17 protein-coding genes are annotated in these 18,829 nt (G+C 68.5%); 9 read left to right on the forward strand and 8 right to left on the reverse strand.

The window, feature by feature from the left end:
• Positions 1-2,048 (forward strand): neutral/alkaline ceramidase (locus ACWDU1_RS02000; RefSeq protein WP_449995070.1); only part of this gene is annotated, 2,048 nt, incomplete at its 5' end.
• 18 nt (positions 2,049-2,066) lie between these two features.
• Here the strand turns inward: ACWDU1_RS02000 and ACWDU1_RS02005 are convergent.
• A complete protein-coding gene (locus ACWDU1_RS02005) occupies positions 2,067-2,861 on the reverse strand; it encodes an SDR family NAD(P)-dependent oxidoreductase (RefSeq protein ID WP_449995072.1) in 795 nt (264 codons plus the stop codon).
• A gap of 154 nt (positions 2,862-3,015) precedes the next feature.
• Between ACWDU1_RS02005 and ACWDU1_RS02010 the strand changes: the two genes are divergently transcribed.
• The 7 genes from ACWDU1_RS02010 to ACWDU1_RS02040 all read left to right on the forward strand — a co-directional run bounded on the left by ACWDU1_RS02010 (position 3,016) and on the right by ACWDU1_RS02040 (position 9,907).
• Complete coding sequence (locus ACWDU1_RS02010; protein WP_449995074.1) at positions 3,016-3,972, forward strand: GlxA family transcriptional regulator; 957 nt, start codon at positions 3,016-3,018, stop codon at positions 3,970-3,972.
• Between the two features lie 36 nt (positions 3,973-4,008).
• Positions 4,009-4,659, forward strand: a complete 651-nt coding sequence (locus ACWDU1_RS02015; RefSeq protein WP_449995076.1) for an HD domain-containing protein — start codon at positions 4,009-4,011, stop codon at positions 4,657-4,659.
• Between the two features lie 85 nt (positions 4,660-4,744).
• Positions 4,745-5,728, forward strand: coding sequence for an alpha/beta hydrolase (locus ACWDU1_RS02020; RefSeq protein WP_449995077.1), 984 nt, complete (start codon positions 4,745-4,747; stop codon positions 5,726-5,728).
• Position 5,729: 1 nt separating this feature from the next.
• A complete protein-coding gene (locus tag ACWDU1_RS02025; protein WP_449995079.1) occupies positions 5,730-6,623 on the forward strand; it encodes an SDR family NAD(P)-dependent oxidoreductase in 894 nt (297 codons plus the stop codon).
• Between the two features lies 1 nt (position 6,624).
• Entirely contained in the window at positions 6,625-7,548 is a 924-nt protein-coding gene (locus tag ACWDU1_RS02030) for a ferritin-like domain-containing protein (protein ID WP_449995081.1), read from the forward strand.
• A 10-nt stretch (positions 7,549-7,558) separates the two neighbouring features.
• Positions 7,559-9,070, forward strand: coding sequence for a flavin-containing monooxygenase (locus ACWDU1_RS02035; protein WP_449995083.1), 1,512 nt, complete (start codon positions 7,559-7,561; stop codon positions 9,068-9,070).
• 66 nt (positions 9,071-9,136) lie between these two features.
• Positions 9,137-9,907: a MerR family transcriptional regulator gene (locus ACWDU1_RS02040; protein ID WP_449995085.1), complete on the forward strand. Its 771-nt coding sequence runs from the start codon at positions 9,137-9,139 to the stop codon at positions 9,905-9,907.
• A gap of 21 nt (positions 9,908-9,928) precedes the next feature.
• Here ACWDU1_RS02040 and ACWDU1_RS02045 read toward each other — a convergent pair whose 3' ends face one another.
• From ACWDU1_RS02045 to ACWDU1_RS02060, 4 genes are all read right to left on the reverse strand, one after another.
• On the reverse strand, positions 9,929-10,525 hold the full coding sequence (locus ACWDU1_RS02045; RefSeq protein WP_449995087.1) for a dihydrofolate reductase family protein: 597 nt from the start codon (positions 10,523-10,525) through the stop codon (positions 9,929-9,931).
• Between the two features lie 112 nt (positions 10,526-10,637).
• Positions 10,638-11,891 (reverse strand): arginine deiminase, encoded by a 1,254-nt coding sequence (locus tag ACWDU1_RS02050; protein WP_449995089.1) that lies wholly within the window; start codon positions 11,889-11,891, stop codon positions 10,638-10,640.
• Positions 11,892-11,937: 46 nt separating this feature from the next.
• A complete protein-coding gene (locus ACWDU1_RS02055) occupies positions 11,938-13,377 on the reverse strand; it encodes a basic amino acid/polyamine antiporter (protein ID WP_449995091.1) in 1,440 nt (479 codons plus the stop codon).
• A 167-nt stretch (positions 13,378-13,544) separates the two neighbouring features.
• Positions 13,545-14,678: an MFS transporter gene (locus ACWDU1_RS02060; RefSeq protein ID WP_449995142.1), complete on the reverse strand. Its 1,134-nt coding sequence runs from the start codon at positions 14,676-14,678 to the stop codon at positions 13,545-13,547.
• Positions 14,679-14,980: 302 nt separating this feature from the next.
• Here ACWDU1_RS02060 and ACWDU1_RS02065 point away from each other — a divergent pair, with 302 nt between their 5' ends.
• The gene (locus ACWDU1_RS02065) at positions 14,981-15,811 is read left to right on the forward strand and encodes an alpha/beta hydrolase (RefSeq protein ID WP_449995093.1); all 831 of its coding nucleotides are present in this window, start codon (positions 14,981-14,983) and stop codon (positions 15,809-15,811) included.
• Between the two features lie 40 nt (positions 15,812-15,851).
• Here ACWDU1_RS02065 and ACWDU1_RS02070 read toward each other — a convergent pair whose 3' ends face one another.
• The 3 genes from ACWDU1_RS02070 to ACWDU1_RS02080 all read right to left on the reverse strand — a co-directional run bounded on the left by ACWDU1_RS02070 (position 15,852) and on the right by ACWDU1_RS02080 (position 18,782).
• Positions 15,852-16,901, reverse strand: coding sequence for an AraC family ligand binding domain-containing protein (locus tag ACWDU1_RS02070; protein WP_449995095.1), 1,050 nt, complete (start codon positions 16,899-16,901; stop codon positions 15,852-15,854).
• 124 nt (positions 16,902-17,025) lie between these two features.
• A complete protein-coding gene (locus ACWDU1_RS02075; protein WP_449995097.1) occupies positions 17,026-17,874 on the reverse strand; it encodes a crotonase/enoyl-CoA hydratase family protein in 849 nt (282 codons plus the stop codon).
• Between the two features lie 173 nt (positions 17,875-18,047).
• The gene (locus tag ACWDU1_RS02080; protein WP_449995099.1) at positions 18,048-18,782 is read right to left on the reverse strand and encodes a hypothetical protein; all 735 of its coding nucleotides are present in this window, start codon (positions 18,780-18,782) and stop codon (positions 18,048-18,050) included.
• Between the last annotated feature and the right edge of the window lie 47 nt (positions 18,783-18,829).

An 18,829-nucleotide genomic window follows, 5' to 3' on the forward strand; every position in this document is an offset into this window, starting at 1 on the left:
TACCCCGCCGGACGATGCTGGCCGGCACCGCGGCCGCAACGCTGGCCCTGGGCGCGCTCGCCACCACCACACCCGCGCTCGGCGAGCGGCTCGGCGCCGTGGCACGGGCCGAGGCGGGCGATTACCTGGTCGGTGTGGGAATCTCCGATATCACCGGACCGGCCGCCGAATGCGGCATGATGGGCTACTCGCAGCAGGAGCAGACCACCGCCGGTATCCACCTGCGCCCCCGGGCCCGGGCATTCGTGTTCGTCGCGGGCGCCGAACGGATCGTTTTCGCCGTGGCGGAGAACGCGATGATCTTCCAATCGGTGCACCGCGGGGTTCTCACCGAACTGGCCCGCCGCTTCGGTGACCGCTACACCGAACGCAATGTCCTGCTCACCTCGACACATTCGCATGCCGTCTGCGGCGGCGCCGCCCACGACTACGCCTACAATCTGTCGATTCTCGGCTTCCAGCAGCAGGTCTACGATGCCGAGGTGAACGGTCTGGTCGAGGCGATCGTCGCGGCGGACGCCGACCTCGGGCCCGGCACGCTGGCGCTGGGCCGGGCCGAATTGCACGACGCGAGCGTCAACCGCTCCCGGATCGCCTTCGATCGCAATCCCGCTGCGGATACCGCGTACTTCCCGGACGCGATCGACCCGGCGGTCACCACGGTGTCGATCATCAAGGACGGCCGGCAGGCCGGGGAGATCACCTGGTTCGCCACCCACAACACCTCGATGACGAACCGGAACCGGCTGATCAGCTCCGACAACAAGGGCTATGCGGCCTTCACCTGCGAGCACACCGAGCACGGGGTCCGATACCTGGACGGGGCACCGGATTTCGTGGCCGCGTTCGCCCAGACCAATGCCGGTGATATGTCGCCGAACCTGAATCTGCGGCCGGGGTCGGGGCCCACGGAGAATGAATTCGACAACACCCGGATCCTCGGCGAACGCCAGTACGACGCATCCCGGGCGGCACTGGCGGCGGCCCGTCCGATGAGCGGGCCGGTGGGTTCGGTCTTCTGCTATATCGACCTGTCCGATATCACGGTCGACGGCCGGTTCACCCCGGACGGCGCACCGCACCGCACCGCACCTCCGGCCGCGGGGGTCTCGCTGTTCGCGGGCAGTGTCGAGGACGGTCCCGGATTGCCCGGCGGCCCCATCCCGGAGGGCGTGCGCAACCCGTTCCTCGACGCCCTGGGCGGCGACCAGCACCGGCCGGCGCCGGCCTGGCTGGCCGATGCCCAGGCGCCCAAGGCGATCGCCGTCCCGTTCGGCCTGCTACCACCGGCCCCCTGGGTGCCGAGCGTGCTGCCCATCCAGGTCGTGCGCCTCGGCGAGCTGTACCTGGCGGCCGCCGGTGGCGAATTCACCATCGTCGCGGGCCTGCGGGTCCGGCGAGCGGTGGCGGCGGCGCTGGGGGTCGGACTCGACCAGGTGCTGATGCAGGGTTATGCGAACGCGTACCACGAATACGTCACCACCCCCGAGGAATACGACGCCCAGCAGTACGAGGGCGCGTCGACATTGTTCGGCCGCTATACGCTGCCCGCGTATCAGCAGGAATTCACCCGGCTGGCCACCGCGCTCGCCGCGGGCACGCCGGTGCCGCGCGGACCGGCCCCGCGCGATCTCTCGCAGCTGCAGCCCAACTTCGTGCCCCCGCCCGGCCCGGATACCGCGTTGCCCGGATACGACTTCGGCGCGCCCTTGGTCCAGCCGGCGGCCACCTACGGGCGCGGCGCCCGGGTCACCGTCGAATTCCTGTCCGCGCATCCCAAACACAATCCGCGCCGCAACGGCACCTTCCTGGAGGTGCAGCGATTGACCGGCGGGCACTGGACACGCGTCGCGAACGAGGGCGAATGGGCGGTGCGTTTCCACTGGGCCAAACGCGCTCCGGCCACCTCGGTGGCGACGTTCATCTGGGATATCCCGTCCGATGCGGACACCGGCCGCTACCGTTTCGTGCATTACGCCGACCGGCTCGCCGACGACGGGCGCCTGGCGCCGATCTCGGGGATCAGCGACGAGTTCGAGATCGCCTGACCCCGGACGGCCGCGGGTTCAGGGCAAGATCGAGTCGATATAGCCACCGTCGACGCGAACGGCGCCACCCGTGGTCGCCGAGGCCCGGTCCGAGGCGAGATATACCACCATATTGCCGATCTCCTCGGGTTCGATCAGGCGCTGTAGCAGCGAATGCGGCCGGTGCTCCAGCATGAACCGATGCTGGGCGTCCGCCCACGACAGGTCCTCGCCCACGAGGTCGCGGACGAAATCCTCGACTCCGGGCGTATGGGTCGGGCCCGCCATCACCGAGTTGACCGTGACACCGGTCCCGGCGGCGGCCTTCGCGTAGCCGCGGGTGACGGCGAGCAGCGCGGTTTTCGTCGTTCCGTAGTGCACCATCTCGAGCGGTGTCACCACCGCCGAGTCGCTGGCGATATTCATGACCCGGCCGAATCCCTGGCTCATCATCTCCGGCAGATACATCCGGATGAGCCGGATGGCGGACAGCACGTTGACCTCGAAGTATCGGCGCCAATCGTCGTCGTCGATCTCGAAGACCGGTTTCGCCTCGAAGATACCGAGATTGTTCACGAGGATATCGAGTTCGGGGACCTTCTCCCGCAGTGACGCCGCACCTACGGCGGAGGAGAGGTCCGCGGCGACCGCCCGCACCGACGCCGCGGGGACGGATTCCAGGATCTCGGCCCGGGCCGCCTCCGTCTTCTCCGGGCCACGCCCGTTCACGATCACCGACGCCCCCGCCCGGGCCAGCGCGGTGGCGATGGCCAGACCGATCCCCTGGCTGGAGCCGGTGACCAATGCGTGTCGTCCGGAGAGGTCGATATTCATACCTGCATCGTGCCGCACACCGCGATCCCCGCCGATATCGCCACGCGGGGGCCCGGAACACCGCCGCGCCGAGTCCACCCGATACCCGGTGCGTGGCGTGATCTGTGGGGTACACGTCGTTGACGCCATCGCGGGTAGCGCAGAAGGTTGAACCGTGCAGCAGCGCGATGTCGTATTCGTGATCTTCGATGATTTCCAGGCCCTCGACCTGGTCGGCCCGCACGAGGTCTTCCAGGGCTCGCAGGCATACCGGTGCCGGGTCATGGCCGCATCGGCCGGACCGGTCCGATCCGACAGCGGCCTGCCCGTCCACGCGGAATACGGGGTGGCGGATATCGACCCGGCCACCGTGGACACCGTGGTGGTCGCCGGCGGCCCGGGTACCGATATCGCCTGCCGCGACACCGATCTGATGAACTGGCTGCGGGCCGCCGCCGGGCACGCGCGCCGGGTGGCCTCGGTGTGCACGGGCGCGTTTCTGCTGGCCGCGGCGGGAATCCTGGACGGTAAACGGGCCACCACGCATTGGGCCTACGCGGACCGGCTGGCACGTGAGCATCCACGGGTCACAGTGGACAGCGATCCGATCTTCCTGCGCGACGGCCGGGTCTGGTCCTCGGCGGGCGTCACCGCCGGGATGGATCTGGCGCTGGCATTGGTGGAGCAGGATCTGGGCCGGCAGGCCGCCCTGACCCTGGCCCGCTATCTGGTGCTGTTCCTGCGCCGTCCCGGCGGGCAGACCCAATACAGTGCCGCCCTCTGGCATGCGCAGCCCGCCACCGACCCGATCCGCACCGCGGTGACCGCGATCCACACCCGGCCGGGCGCACGGCACGGTATCGCCGATCTGGCCGCCCGCTCGGGATTGAGCGCGCGCCATTTCCAGCGGCGCTTCACCGCCGAACTCGGTATGCCGCCCGCCGCCTACGTCGAGGTGGTCCGGATCGAAGCGGCGCAGCGGCTGCTGGCCGAGGACGAACCGGTGGACACCGTCGCCCGGCGGTGTGGTTTCGGGACGGCCGAATCGCTGCGCCGCGCATTCCACCGCCGCGTCGGGGTCGCGCCCTCGGACTACCGGGACCGATTCCGGCCGCTCACCGGCACGAGCTGATCACTTTTCCCGACCCCCTGCGACAAGGAGTTACGAATGCCGCTCACTTTCCCGTCCTCAGCACTGGCTCAGGATGCCGGCGCCCTGATCGAGGCCGAACTCGACAGCGCACTACGGAATCACAGTCTGCGCTCGTTCCTGTTCGGTCGCGCACTGGCCGAGGCGCACGGCCTGCACGCGGATGTGGACTACGACGCGGAGATCATGTATCTGATCTGCGCTCTGCACGATATCGGTCTGGCCGAGGTGGCAAACGGTGATCAGCGGTTCGAGGTCGACGGCGCCGACTACGCGGCCCGATTCCTGGAGGCGCGCGGAGTGACCGACGAGCGGGTCGATGTGATCTGGGATGCGATCGCCGCCCACAGTAGTGGTCTCAGCAGTTCACCGGTGTACCGGCGGCGGCGACCCGCCGCGATCTGGATCGCGGTGGACGGGATCGGTCTCGATATCGCCGGCGGACCCGAGGCCGGTTCCCTCCCGGCGGGATTCGCCGACGCCGTGCACGCGGCATATCCCAGACACGGCGGTATCCGGGCGCTGTCGGACGCGGTCGCCGAGCAGGCGGTAGCGAAACCGCAGAAAGCCCTGCCCGGGTCGCTGCCCGGGGAGATCGTCCGGCTCCGGCACCCGGAATTGGTGCCGACCTGGGACGAGATCATCGCCATGAGCGGCTGGAACGACTGAGCTATGTGACCCACGGCACACACCGGTCGACATTCCGATTAATCTGCCATTGACAAATGGCACATTGCTGAATGATTCTGAACGCATGACAAGGTCGACGAGGACCTCGCCTCCCGGGGTCCCCGACGCCCCGTCACTGCGTTCGCAGCTGGCGGCCACGGCGGCGGAATACGGACTGCGCCCGATCAATTGCGCCGTCCCCCTCAACGGACCCGGTGTGTGGTTCGCCCGGACTCTCATTGCGACGATCATGGAACTGGGCGGCCCGCCACTGCGGGGCACCGAGGTCCGGCAGGTGCGCGAGACCGGCGTCCGCGGCGAATGGGTGTGTGCCCCGGGAGTCCGCTTCGGCACCCGCGCCGTCTACTACATCCACGGCAGCGGCTATGTGCTGTGCTCGGCACGTACCCACCGCGGCCTGGCCTCCCGGCTCTCCCGGCGCACCGGCCTACCGGTCTTCGTCGTCGACTACCGTCTGGCCCCCGAGCACCGGTTCCCCGCGGCCGCCGACGATATCGCGGCCGGTTTCCGCTGGTTGCTCGACCAGGGCTATTCCGCCGGCGACCTCGCCGTCGCGGCGGACTCCGCGGGCGGGCATCTGACGCTCGATCTCCTGCTCGAGAACGCCGCCCGCGGCGCCGGTCAACCGGCCGCGGTCGCCATGTTCTCCCCGCTGATAGATCTGACCTTCACACTGGCGGCGGAACAGGAACGCCGCCGCCGCGATCCGGTGATCTCGGCCGCGGCCGCCCGCCGGTTACCCCGCGTGTACACCAGCGGTCATCCCGACGACACTCCCCGCCTGCGGTTGAGCGTCGCTGCCGGTACCGCGCTGCCGCCGATCCTGGTGCAGGCGGGCGGTGCGGAAATGCTCAGCGCGGACGCCCGCCATCTGTCCCGGATGGTGCGCGCCGCCGGCGGCGACTGCACCCTCGAGATCTGGCCCGGGCAGGTGCATGTCTTCCAAGCGCTCCCCCGCCTGGCACCCGAGGCCGATGCCGCTCTGGACCGCGCCGCCGGGTTCCTGTGCGCGGCGCTCATGGCGAACACCCCGAGGAAAGTGAGCTGATATGCCGGGATTACGAGACCTGCTGCCTTTCGGGGCATCCGGGCGTACCCACGGCGCCCGCGCGGTCGTCACCGGGGCGGGTAGCGGTATCGGCCGGGCCCTGGCCGTGGGGTTGGCGGCCCGCGGCGGACAGGTGGTCTGCGCCGATATCGACGAGGTCCGCGCCGCGGAGACCGTCGCCGCTATCGACCGGGAACATCCCGGCGCCGCGCATGCCTTCCGCTGCGATGTCGCGCGGCGTGAGGATGTGGAGATCCTCGCCCGCTTCGCGGACTCGGTTCTCGACGGCCCCGTCACGCTGGTGATCAACAATGCCGGCGTCGGGATCGGCGGGCACCGGGTCGGCGAGATCGGCTTCGCCGACTGGGAGTGGGCGCTCGGTATCAACCTGTGGGGCGTCGTGCACGGCTGCGAGATCTTCGCACCGCGCCTGCGGGCGGCCGGACGCGGCGGGATCATCAATGTGGCCTCCGCCGCCGGATTCGCGGCCGCGCCCTCGATGGCGGTCTACAACACCTCCAAAGCGGGGGTGCTGGCGCTCTCGGAAACTCTCGCGGCCGAATTCGGCGGCACCGATATCGCGGTGACCGTGCTCTGCCCGACCTTCGTGCGCACCAATGTGGCCCGCGACGGCCGCATCACGCAGGGTTCGCGTTCGCTGGCCGACACCCTCATGCGCTGGACCGGCTTCTCCCCCGAACGGGTCGCCCGCATCACCCTCGACGCGCACGATCGCGGCCGGTTACACGTACTCCCCCAGCCCGACGCGCAACTCATCTGGCTGCTCAAACGCGCGTTTCCCGGCCAGTACACCGCCGTCGCCGGACTACTCGAACGACTGCTGCCGCAGGACGAACCTGCGCCGCGCACCACCGGAGAAAGGACAGGAGTCTGATATGGCCACCATGGACTTCGACGATATGCTCGCCAAGATCAAGGACCGCCAGTGGGCGCTGGCCGATATCGACTGGGATGCTCCCGGCGCCGAAACGATCTCGCCGGAGCAGCACGCCAAACTCAAACCGTTCATGGCGGATCTGATGTGGATCGAGAACGTCGGCGCCCGTGGCTTCGCCGCGATGGCGAAGAAGGCGCCGACCGAGACCCTGCGCGAGATCTACCGCTATTTCCACGCCGAGGAACAGCGGCACGCCAATGCCGAACTCGCCCTGATGCGGCGCTGGGGCATGCTCGACGGCGACGAGATCCCGCAGCCGAATATCAATGTCAAACTGGTGATCGATTTCCTGGACAAATACTCCGACGAGATGTCACTGTCCTTCCTCGGCACCGTGATCCCGATGCTGGAGGTCGCGCTCGACGGCGCGCTGGTCAAGTTCATCATGGACGAGATCGAGGATCCGGTGTGCCAGGAGGCCTTCCGCCGGATCAATGCCGACGAATCACGCCATCTGGCCGTCGATTTCGCCGTGATGGATGTGCTCGGGCATGCCGAGATGCGTAAATTGCTGATCGAACTCGTCGGCGGCTGGGTGAAACCGACCTTCCTCATCGGCGTGCTGAGTTATGTGCCGCTGCTGAACAAGATGCGTGACAACATAGTCGCGATGGGGGTGGACGAGCAGAAGCTCTATACCGCGCTGGAGCGTTATCGCAAGGTCGGCGAACGCAGCGAATTCGCCCGCCGGCTGCCGATGTATCAGATCGTGAAAATGCACGGCAACTGGGTGGTGGACCGGGGGCACCCCTACCATCTGCTGGCCGACACGCTGGTCAAGGTGACCGGGCGGATCCCGCGCCGCCTGCTGCGCAAGGACCCCAGCTGGTCCAAGGAAATCACCTACACCCCGGCAGCGTGACGAGGAAACCATGACCCCCACCAGTACAGCACCGCTCGATGTCGCGGTCATCGGCGCCGGTTTCGCCGGGATCGGTGCCGCCATCCGGCTGAAACAGCGCGGCATCACGAATTTCGCTGTTCTCGAACGTGATTCCGGGATCGGCGGAACCTGGCGCGACAACACCTACCCCGGTGCCGCCTGCGATATCCCGTCCCGTCTCTATTCCTACAGTTTCGCGCCGAATCCCGACTGGTCGCATACCTATTCGGGAAGCCGCGAGATTCTCGGCTATATCGAATCGATGGTGACCAGGTCCGGAATACGGCCGCATATCCGGTTCCGGCAGACCGTCACGGGTATGACATTCGACGAGAACGCGGGTATCTGGGATATCGCCGTCGAGGGCGCGGCCGAACCCGTCCGGGCCCGGGCCGTGGTCCTCGCGTCGGGACCGCTGGCCAATCCCGGCTATCCGAATATTCCCGGCATCGACACCTTCACCGGTCATACGATCCACAGCGCCCGCTGGGACCACGACTACGATTTCACCGGTAAGAAGGTCGCCGTGATCGGCACCGGCGCCAGCGCGGTGCAGATCATTCCGGAACTGGTTCGCCGCGCGGGGTCGGTGAAGGTGTTCCAGCGGACGCCCGGCTGGGTCCTGCCGCGGGTCAACCGGCACACCGGAGCCCTGACCCGCGGTATCTACCGGCACGTTCCCGGCGCCGAGGCGCTGGCCCGCCAGGCCTGGTACTACGGCCACGAGTCGGTGGCGCTGGGCGTGGTCTGGAATACGCCCCTCACCCGCGTGGTCGAATTGGCCGGCCGGGCGCAGCTGCGCCGCCAGGTGCGGGATCCGTGGCTGCGGCGGCAGCTCACCCCGGATTTCCGGGCGGGCTGCAAACGACTACTGATGACAGACGACTACTACCCGGCGTTGCAGCGCGAGAACTGCAAACTGATCACCTGGCCGATCGCCCGGATCGCCCCGGACGGTATCCGTACCGCCGAGGGGATCGAGCACCGCGCGGACTGCATCGTGTTCGCCACCGGGTTCGAGGTCTCCAAGACGGGGTCGCCGATTCCGGTCACCGGTCGCGGCGGCCGGGTGCTGGCCGAGGAATGGCGGCGCGGCGCCTTCGCCTACAAGAGCGTCGCGGTCTCCGGCTATCCGAACCTGTTCCTCACCTTCGGCCCGAACTCCGGCCCCGGGCATAATTCCGCCCTGGTCTACATGGAGTCCCAGATCGACTACCTGGTGCGGGCCATCGGCATCATCCTGGACCGCGACCTCCGGATGCTGGACGTCCGGCGCGACCGCCAGGATCGCTACAACGCCGCCATCCAGCGCCGGCTCGCCGCGACCACCTGGAATTCGGGGTGCCGCAGCTGGTATCTCACCGAGGACGGTTTCAACGCCACCATGTACCCGGGATTCGCCACCCAGTACCGCAATCAGCTGCGCGAGGTGGACCTCGACGATTACTCGGTGACGGCGGCCGAACCCGCGCGACGGTCACGGCCCGTGGCCGTGTCGTAGGCGGATACACTCGATTTCCCGGACCGGGACCACCGGCGGCAGGCGGGCGAGGAGGTGCGCGAGCAGATGCCGAGGTATCGCATCGACGACCTCGCACGTGCGGCGGGCACAACGGCCCGCAACGTCCGCGCCTACCAGGAGCGCGGACTGCTGCCGCCGCCCGCGGGCCGGGACGGCAGGGCGATCCTCTACGACGACTCCCACCTCGAGCGGCTCCGGCTCATCGACGCGTTGCTGCAGCGCGGGTTCACCACCGCCCATATCGCCGATTTCATCACCAGCTGGGAGACCGGTAAGGACCTCACCGAGGTACTGGGGCTGCAGCACGCCGTGACGGCCAACTGGTCGGAGGAGGAGACCTTCGAGGTTCCCCACGAGCTGCTGGCCACGATCCTCGGCGACCAGGCCGACCAACTGGTCGAACAGCTGAGCCGGATGGGCCTGGTCCGGGTGGACGGCGACACGGTGGTGATCACCGATACCCAGTTGCTCACCTCGTTCACCGAGCTCCACGAGTACGGCGTGGAGCTGGGCACCCTGATCTCGGTGTACGCCGAGGTCGCGACCCGCATCGACGGGATCAGCAGCCTGCTCATCAACGCGGCGAAGAAGCACATCGTCGACGAGCACGGCCCGGGCTGGCTTCCCGATTCCAACGACGAGATCGCCGCGACCACCCGGATGCTGAATACGATGCGCGAACTCGGTGTCGCCGCGGTGCACACCAGCCTGGCCCGGTCCCTGGACAGCACCCTGCGCCGCGAACTCGGCGACTACCTCGCCACCGCCGCGGAACGGGACCGCGAACGCCGAGCGGGCGGAACCGGCCGCTCCTGACGATCCGGCTCGGCCCGGAGGTCAGCGGGTGAGCCGGTAGGTCACGTGGGTGACCCTGGTGGCCGCACGGGACGAGATCTGTTCCAGCTCCAGTGGCGGAACTCCGTCGAAGAGACGGGTTCCGGCGCCGAGTGTGAACGGGGTGATGTGCAACCGCAGTTCGTCGAGGAGTCCGGCGGCCATGTATTGATTGACCGTCGTGGCGCCACCGGCGACGGCGATATTGCCCACGCCCGATACAGCACGCGCCTGTTCCAGCGCGGCGCCGACACCTCCGGTGACGAAGTGGAATGTGGTGCCACCCTCCATCACCACGGGGTCTCGCTCGTAGTGGGTGAGCACGAAGACGGGGGCTCGGTAGGGCGGCTGCGGCCCCCACCAGCCGGTCCAGTCACCGGTCCACTCACCGCGGATCGGGCCGAACATATTGCGGCCCATGATAAATGCCTTGGCCTGGGTGATCGCCTCGATCTCGGCGCGGTTCTCCTCCGGTGTGTCGAACATCCAGGAGTGCAGAATCGTCTCGTCGGCCTCTCCGAAAGGCCGCTCGGCGGTCTGGCCGAGCCCGGCTGAGTAGCCGTCCGCCGAGATCGAGATATCGCATACGACTTCGCTCATACCTGCTCCTCACAGCCCGGGGCCGCCCTGGTGACGACACCGGTACTTCAGACGGCGGCGAGCGCGCGGACTCATCGCACCTCCGCTGCCCGGTACGGGTCACCGTGTGGGTTCAGTCGATGGGGTCGCGGACGATGGGGCAGGTCATACAGTGACCGCCGCCCCGGCCGCGGCCGAGTTCGGCACCGACGATGGTGATGACCTCCACCCCGGCCCGGCGCAGTGCCGCGTTGGTCTGGGTATTGCGGTCGTAGGTGAACACCACGCCCGGTTCCAGGGCGACGGCGTTGTTCCCCGAATCCCACTGCTGCCGTTCCGAGGCGTAGAAATCGCCGGCGGTCTCGACCACCCGCAGCGCGGGGTAACCGAGTGATCGCGCGACCACATCCACGAAGGAGGTGCCCTGTTCATCGGTGACCTCCACGCCCGGCTCCCGGTCCGACGGCCGCAGTGTGAACGGATGGATACCGTCGACGATCCCGGGATGAACGGTGACCAGATCGCGGTCGGCGAAGGTGAAGACGGTATCCAGATGCATAGCGGCACGTAGTTTCGGCATACCGGCCACCACGACCTGTTCGGCCACCCCGGCCTCGAACAATGCCTTCGCCAGCTGGGTGATGGCCTGCCGGGAGGTGCGCTCGCTCATACCGACCAGCACGGTCCGGTTCCCGACCGGCATCACATCACCGCCCTCCAGAGATGCCTGTCCCCAGTCCTGTTCGGGATCGCCCCACCACACGGCCGATTCGGCATAGTCCGGGTGGAACCGGTAGATCGCCTTCATCAGCAGTGTCTCGTCGTGCCGGGCGGGCCAGTACAGCGGGTTGAGCGTGAGCCCGCCGTAGATCCAGCAGGTGGTGTCCCGGGTGTAGAGGGTGTTCGGCAGCGGCGGCAGCAAGTACTCCGGATTGCCCAGCGATTCGCGGGCCAGGGCCATATAGCCGGTACGGAATTCCGCGGGCAGATCGGCGGTGGACAACCCGCCGATCAGGAAACGCGCGAGTTCGCGGGCGGGGAGCGTATCGAGATAGGCCCGGGTATTCTCGACCATGCCCAGGCCCACCCGGTTCACCACGATCTTGCGATCGAGCAGCCACGTTCGCGCCGACGGGTCGGCCATGGTCTCGGCCAGCAGATCGTGTAGTTCGACGACTTCGACACCGCGATTGGTCAGCTTGTTCACGAAGTCGAGATGGTCGCGCTGCGCGGCCTCCACCCACATCACATCGTCGAAGAGCAGTTCGTCGGAGTTGGTCGGGGTCAGTCGCTCATGGGCCAGGCCGGGCGAGCAGACGAGTACCCGGCGCAAACGGCCCACCTCGGAGTGCACTCCGTACCGGGATGGTGCGGTGCTCGCGGTCATTGCGCTGCCTTCCGTCGGATGTGCGAATTACCGGTTCCGGCGCCGGTCACAGATCGATCCATCCCGCCGCCAAGGCCACGACCCCGAGCACGCCACCGATCGCGACCAGCACGAACAACGCGGCTTCGCCGGGTGTGAAAACCGCGCGCCCCTGCTCCCGGCGCGCGCGGACGAAGAGAAAGGTCACCGGCGCGTAGAAGATGAGCGATACCAGGACGAACCGCAAGCCCGCCGCGTACAGCAGGAACGCGGTGTAGAGGGTGGCCAGGACGGCGACGGCCAGATCACCGCGCCGGGCGGCGGCATGTTCGCGGGCATACGTCTCCCCGGTGAGGCAGAGTTTCACTGCGTACAGTGCGGCCAGCAGAAACGGGATCAGGGTGAGCGAGGCCGTGAGATCGAGGGCGAAATCGAAGGCGTCCTCGGAGAACATGGTGATCAGCAGCACGGTCTGGGAGAGGGCGGTGCTGAGCAGCAATGCGTTGACGGGAACGTCGCGGTCGGTGGAACGTCCCAGGAAACGCGGCATATCGGCATCCTTCGCCGCCACGAAGAGCACTTCGGCGGCCATGAGCGCCCAGGCCAGATAGGCGCCGAGCACCGAGATGATCAACCCCGCGCTGACGAAGGCAGTCCCCCACGAACCGACCGCCACCTCCAGCACTCCGGCCATCGACGGCTGCCGCAGCTGCGCGATCTCACTCATCGGCATGATGCCGTAGGACACCACCGTCACGGAGGCGAAGATCGCCAGCACGCTGAGAAAACCGAGCAGCGTGGCCCGGCCGACGTCCTCGCGCCGCCGCGCGTGACGGGAATACACGCTTGCGCCTTCGACCCCGAGAAAGACGAATACCGTGACCAGCATCGTGCCGCTGACCTGATCGAACAGCGAACCGGCGTAGTCCGCGCCGCAGAAGTTGTCCGCGAAGATCCGTGGATCGAGCAGGAAGACGGCGAGCAGGACGAAGACGATGATGGGCACCAGTTTCGCCACTGTGACGATCCGGTTGATCGCGGCGGCTTCCTCGGTTCCGCGCCGGATCAGCAGGAAGAACGACCACAGCCCGATCGAGGACAGCGCGACCGCGATCAGCGTGTCACCGGACCCGAGCGCGGGGATCCACTGCCCGAGGGTGGACATGATCAGTACCCAGTAGGTGACATTTCCGACGCAGGCGCTGGCCCAGTACCCGGCCGCGGAGTAGAAACCGACGAATTCGCCGAATCCGGCTTTGGCGTAGGCGTACACACCGGCGTCCAGCTCGGGTTTGCGCACCGCCAGCCGCTGGAACACCAGCGCCAGCATCAGCATCCCGGCTCCGGCGATGGTCCAGGCGATCAGCGCGCCGCCGACACCGGTCTCCTGTGCGAACCGGCGCGGCAGCGAGAAGACACCCGCGCCGACCATCGATCCGACGACCATCGCGGTGAGGGTGAGAACGGTGACCTTCGCCGCCCGCTCCGGCACCTGCTGCTGGGGCATCACCAGGACCTCTCCGCTCGCCTCACCACCCGGTATCACCGCATTCGTCGACGCTCACCAGTGATGATGCATCATCGCGACCCTCCGCCGGAGCAAGCGGCACGTTCGCCGGGGTGTCGGACAGACAACGCGGGGCCCGGCGGAGACGGCGGGCCGGCAGGCAGGGGTCAGGCGCGCCGCGCGACCCGGACCGTCACGGTGAACAGCAGCACCCCGGCGGCCGCGAGCCCGGCACCGACCAGCGCCGGGGCCGTGTAGCCGTAACCGGCCGCGATCACCAGGCCCCCGAGCCAGGCGCCCGCGGCATTGGCGATATTCAGGGCGGCGTGGTTGAGGGCGGCGGCCAGCGTCTGCGCGTCGGCGGCCACATCCATCAGCCTGGTCTGCAGGCCGGGCGCCAACGCGGCCCCCGTCGCGCCGACCAGCAGGGCGCCGATCCCGGCGGTGACCGGGTTGTGGGCGGCGGCGACGAAGCCGAGCAGCACCACCATCATGGCGCCCATCGCGACGAAGATCGACCGGTCCACACCGCGGTCGGCCAGGATCCCGCCGCCGATATTGCCCAGCACCATGCCGACACCGAAGAGCATGAGCACAACCGGTACGAGCCCCGGCCCCAGACCCGCGACATCGGTGAGCGTGGTGCTCACATAGGTATAGACGGCGAACATGCCGCCGAAGCCGATCGCGCCCACGGCGAGGGTGAGCAGCACCTGGGGTCGGCGCAGCGCCCCGAGTTCGGTGAGCGGGTTGGTGATGACGATGGCGGTCAGCGGCGGCACGAACCGCGCCACCGCCAGCACGGTGCCCGCCCCGATCACCGCGACCAGCACATAGGCACTGCGCCAGCCCAGGCTCTGCCCCAGCCAGGTCGCGGCCGGAACCCCGAGAACGTTGGCGATACTCAACCCCAGCATCACCGCGGCGACGGCCTTGGCCCGCTGACGCGGGGGCGCCAGCGTCGCCGCGGCCAGCGAGGCCACGCCGAAATAGGCACCGTGCGGGAGACCTGCGACGAACCGCGCGCCGATCATGGTGGTGAAATTCGGTGCGAAGGCCGAGGCGAGATTACCGACCGTGAACGCGGCCATCAGGATCATCAGCAACCGTTTGCGCGGGACCGCCGCGCAGGCGGCCGCGATCACCGGCGCGCCCACCACAACGCCCAGCGCGTAGGCGGAGACGGCGTGGCCCGCGGAGGGCTCGGAGACGGAGAAGGAGCCCGCGATATCCGGGAGCAGACCCATGGTGACGAATTCCGTCGTACCGATACCGAAACCACCCAGCGCCAGCGCCAGCATGGCCGGGAGATGCCAGCCGGTGCGAGCGGTGGTGGTGGTGGGGTTCGTGGCCGGACCGGTAGCGGTAGAAGTCACGCTCCGGTGCAACAACACGGAGGCGGCGAGGGTTCCGGGCCGGTGCTGTGAGTTGGGGCACCAACCGGAACACCGGTCGGAGCCGAGAGGCGTTCGATACGAGCCGGTCCACCCCCGGGCGGTGGGCGGTGACGAGGCCCGGGGATACGATCGCCCGAGATCCGCCGCCGTATCCGGTCCGGGCGGTGCGGGCGGCGGCCCGATACGACCCACAGCGAGGACGGTGGATGAGCGATCCGGAGATCAGGGATACGACGGTCGAGGGGCCACGGGGCCCGGTACCCATCCGCGAATACCTGCCCGCCACGCCGGACCCCGCCGCCATGCCACTGTTGTGGGTGCACGGCGGCGCCTTCGTCTCCGGCGGACTCGATCAGCCCGAATCGCACGAGGTCGCACTGCGGATCGCCGGAACCGGCCGCCGGGTCCGGACCGTCGACTACGCACTGGTACCCCGGTTCCGGGTCTGGGGTCCGCCGAAACTGCGGCCATCGGGCAACCGCTATCCGGCGCCGTTGGACGATGTGCTGGCCGCCGCCACCGACCTCATGGCGGGCGCACCGCGCATCGCGCTCGGTGGCGCGAGCGCCGGCGCCTGTCTCGCGGCGTCCGCGGCGTTGCGGCTGCGTGACCGGGATGCCGAACCACCGGCCGGACTCGTCCTCGCCTACGCGACCCTGCACGCCGAACTCCCGGAGCTCCCGGACGCGGTCCGGGCCCGGGTGGGCGGCCGCCACCGCCTCTACACGTTCTCGCCGCATGTCATCCGGCGGATGAATCTCAACTACACCGGCTCCACCCGACTCCTGCGCGATCCGGAGGTCTTCCCCGGCGGCGGAAAGCTCGCCGGGCTGCCGCCGGTCCTGCTACTCGATGCCGCCCACGACACCTTGGGCGCCTCCAGCACCACTTTCGCCGGTGAACTCGCCGAAGCCGGGGTCGCCGCCGAACACGTCGTGGTCCACGGGTCCCGGCACGGATTCCTGAACCGGCCTCGATCCCGCGCCTTCCGGGAGGGCACCGGCACCGTGATCGACTGGCTCGGACAGCCGCGGTAACCGGACACCGGCCGGCCGCGTGACCGGCCGGTACCGCATATCAGCGTGCCGTGGCGGGCTGCCCCTCGGTGGGGTGGACGCCGTACTGATCGGTTTCCATCAGATGGGCGATATCGCGGCCGGCCGGGGTCATGACCAGCGAGGAACGGGTCTCCACCAGGAAGGCCCGGTATCCCGGCCGGACGTCCTCCTCGGGACCCTGGTGCAGCAGCCCCTTCGGTGTCCAGGTGACGGTGCCGGGGGTATCGACCGAACCCCACGGCGACGGGCCCATCGCGTAGCAGATGACCTCGTCGAAGTCGGCGTTGTGGTGGATCGGTGGCCGGGTACTCTGCCGGCTGCCGGTGCCGAAGACGAAATCGTGGCCCGAGGTGCTGCTCATCAGACGGGCCGGGGCCAGGCCGCCCTCCGCGACGCCGAGCCCCTGCACGTGCTCGATGTTCCACCGCAGTACCAGCGGCGCGCCCAGCGCGTCGAGGCACGGAATGGGATCCACATCGTAGAAGTAGGAGGTGAAGGTCTCGCCGGTCCGGACGACGACCTCGTACTCTTCGTCGGTCGGCAGGCCCGGGCGGCCGTGCGGCACCGGACGGTCCAGGTGCAGATCCGGGTTGAAGGTGCCGGGCGCACCCTCGGGATCGAGATGGAGTTCGCTGGCGGTGACCACGATGAATTCGTTGATCTCCTCGGCGATCTCACCCCAGCGATAGGTGACCGCACGCGGGATCAGTACGAAATCGCCCGCCCGGACCTGCAGGGTGCCGATCTCGGTATCGAGTTCGCCACGCCCGGAAACGATGTAGTGCAGTTCGTCGGCCCAAACGTTGACGTAGCCGAAGGTCGTCGCCGCCGAACGACGGTTCAGTTCGAAGGAGATGCCCTCGCCCCGCAGGATGGGCACCGGTAGCGCCTTGGGCTCGGCGAACACACCGGCCGGTAGATCCCAGGTGTGGAATCGGCGTGGTACGTAATCGCCACGGGCGCGTAGGAACCGGGGACGATACTGGGCCCGGACGATGGTGGTGTTCGGACCGGCGAAACCGTTGCGGGAGAAGAGCTCGATGTTGGGCGCCAGGACTTCGTCCGGCATGCAGCACCTCCGAAATTCGTTGTGCCACAGATCCTAGACCCGTGACACTGCGACCGCGCACTTTTGCGAACTCATCGTTGCCAGAGGTCCCGGCGTTACTCGCGCTATCTCCCGGCGACCGGCCTCAGGACCGGAAAGGCGGTACCGGCAGATCGTCGCCGAAGATATCCGGAAGATCGCGCACCACGCTGTCCGGGAACGCCGCCGCCCGCTTCTCCAGGAACGACGAAACCCCTTCTTTCGCATCGGCACTGGCGCCGCGGCTGCGAATTCCCCGGGATTCGACCCGGTGCGAGATCATCGGATGGTCGGCGCCGAGGCCGCGCAACAGCATCTGCCGCGAGAGCGCCACCGAGACCGGGGCGGTGTGCTCGGTCAGGCGCCGCGCCAGCGCATAGGCCTCGTCCAGAAGGCTTTCCGCGGAGTACAGCCCGTAGAACAATCCGGCCTCGGATGCCTCGGCCGCCGCCACGATCCGGCCCGAATACACCCAGTCCATCGCCTTCTGCACGGAGACCAGCCGTGGCAGGAACCAGCTCGAGCACGACTCCGGGACGATACCGCGGCGGTTGAAGACGAATCCGATCTTCGCGGTGTCGACGGCCAGCCGGAAATCGGCGGCCAGGGTCATGGTGATACCGACCCCGACCGCGGGGCCGTTGATCGCGGCGATGATGGGTTTGCGGGATTCGAACATCCGCAGCACCACTTCCCCGCCACCGTCGCGGAAATCCGCGGCGTCGCCGTCGGGCGCGACGAAGGTGTCCGCACCGGCGGACAGGTCGGCACCGGCGCAGAAGGCGCGGCCCGCGCCGGTGATGACGACCGCGCGCACCGCGTCGTCGCGGTCGCAGGTGTCGAACGCCTCGATGAGCTCACGGCCCATCTCGGTGGTGAAGGCGTTGAGCTGCGCGGGGCGGTCCAGGGTAATGGTGGCGACGGAGTCTGAGACAGCGAGGCGAATATCGGCCATAGGGGACAGCATGCCATCCGTGTCCCGGATCCGGTCACGGAACGGTGCCGGTCCGGGCCCCTGAGGGCCGCGGCGGCCTCCGTCGGCGTCGCCGCCGAGGCCAGACCGTCCGGCCGGTGGACACGCGTTCGTGCCCGTCCCGGACACCGGGGCGGGCACGAACGGGCAGGCTGCTACGGGGTGGTCGGGCGGCAGGCCGGATGCTCCGGCGGGCACGGGGACAGGATGGTCGAGAAGTACTGGAACGCGGCGAAAACGGCCACCGGCCCACCGATGAGGAAGGCGCCGATGATGCCGCCCGCGGCGCCCAGCGTCGCCGCCCCCGCCACGCAACCGCCGATCGTGGCACCGACGAACGGCACCAGCAGCAGCGCGATCGGGCTCGACACCAGCGCACCGGTCGCGGCGCCCAGGACGCAGCCCAGGCTGCCGCCGAGCACCGCGCCGACGGCACCGGCGATGGCCGCGCTCATGGTCGCGCGCTGGGTGAACACACCCAGCGCCTGCATATCGCGTGGGGTGAACTGTTCGGCGATCTCCTTACCGGCCTGTTCCGGGGTGATCACCGGAGCGCTCACCGGCGCCACCGGCACTCCGCCGTCGCGCTGCGGGGTGAGTACCGCGGTCCCGCCGTCGACCGCCGCCGCGATCGGGAAGGCGAGACCGTCCTTACGGTAGGTCAGCGGCACCGTGCTCAGCGGGGTGTCGTCGACCGCTTTCAGGATGAGCTGATCGCCGGCCACCTGCCATTTGCCGTTCGTGGCCACCACCGCCGAATCACCCTCCTGAGTGATCTCGTAGGTGAGTTCGCGCGGTGCGGGGGCCGGCTGCGCCGAGGCCGGAGCAACCGTCGCGCCGAGAGCCGCCACCGCGATCGCGGCGGTGACAACGCTGGTTCTGAGTTTCATCGTGACTGTCCTCATCGGTTGATATCGAGGCGGCCGTCGGCGCCGGT

It is taken from the genome of Nocardia sp. NPDC003345, from assembly GCF_053589395.1.

Excerpts from the sequence above, each read along its gene's own strand:
- ACWDU1_RS02005 (WP_449995072.1), bottom strand. The coding sequence starts at position 2,861 with ATGAATATCGACCTCTCCGGACGACACGCATTGGTCACCGGCTCCAGC.
- ACWDU1_RS02015 (WP_449995076.1), top strand. The coding sequence starts at position 4,009 with ATGCCGCTCACTTTCCCGTCCTCAGCACTGGCTCAGGATGCCGGCGCC.
- ACWDU1_RS02020 (WP_449995077.1), top strand. The coding sequence starts at position 4,745 with ATGACAAGGTCGACGAGGACCTCGCCTCCCGGGGTCCCCGACGCCCCG.
- ACWDU1_RS02025 (WP_449995079.1), top strand. The coding sequence starts at position 5,730 with ATGCCGGGATTACGAGACCTGCTGCCTTTCGGGGCATCCGGGCGTACC.
- ACWDU1_RS02030 (WP_449995081.1), top strand. The coding sequence starts at position 6,625 with ATGGCCACCATGGACTTCGACGATATGCTCGCCAAGATCAAGGACCGC.
- ACWDU1_RS02035 (WP_449995083.1), top strand. The coding sequence starts at position 7,559 with ATGACCCCCACCAGTACAGCACCGCTCGATGTCGCGGTCATCGGCGCC.
- ACWDU1_RS02040 (WP_449995085.1), top strand. The coding sequence starts at position 9,137 with ATGCCGAGGTATCGCATCGACGACCTCGCACGTGCGGCGGGCACAACG.
- ACWDU1_RS02045 (WP_449995087.1), bottom strand. The coding sequence starts at position 10,525 with ATGAGCGAAGTCGTATGCGATATCTCGATCTCGGCGGACGGCTACTCA.
- ACWDU1_RS02050 (WP_449995089.1), bottom strand. The coding sequence starts at position 11,891 with ATGACCGCGAGCACCGCACCATCCCGGTACGGAGTGCACTCCGAGGTG.
- ACWDU1_RS02055 (WP_449995091.1), bottom strand. The coding sequence starts at position 13,377 with ATGCCCCAGCAGCAGGTGCCGGAGCGGGCGGCGAAGGTCACCGTTCTC.
- ACWDU1_RS02060 (WP_449995142.1), bottom strand. The coding sequence starts at position 14,678 with ATGCTGGCGCTGGCGCTGGGTGGTTTCGGTATCGGTACGACGGAATTC.
- ACWDU1_RS02065 (WP_449995093.1), top strand. The coding sequence starts at position 14,981 with ATGAGCGATCCGGAGATCAGGGATACGACGGTCGAGGGGCCACGGGGC.
- ACWDU1_RS02070 (WP_449995095.1), bottom strand. The coding sequence starts at position 16,901 with ATGCCGGACGAAGTCCTGGCGCCCAACATCGAGCTCTTCTCCCGCAAC.
- ACWDU1_RS02075 (WP_449995097.1), bottom strand. The coding sequence starts at position 17,874 with ATGGCCGATATTCGCCTCGCTGTCTCAGACTCCGTCGCCACCATTACC.
- ACWDU1_RS02080 (WP_449995099.1), bottom strand. The coding sequence starts at position 18,782 with ATGAAACTCAGAACCAGCGTTGTCACCGCCGCGATCGCGGTGGCGGCT.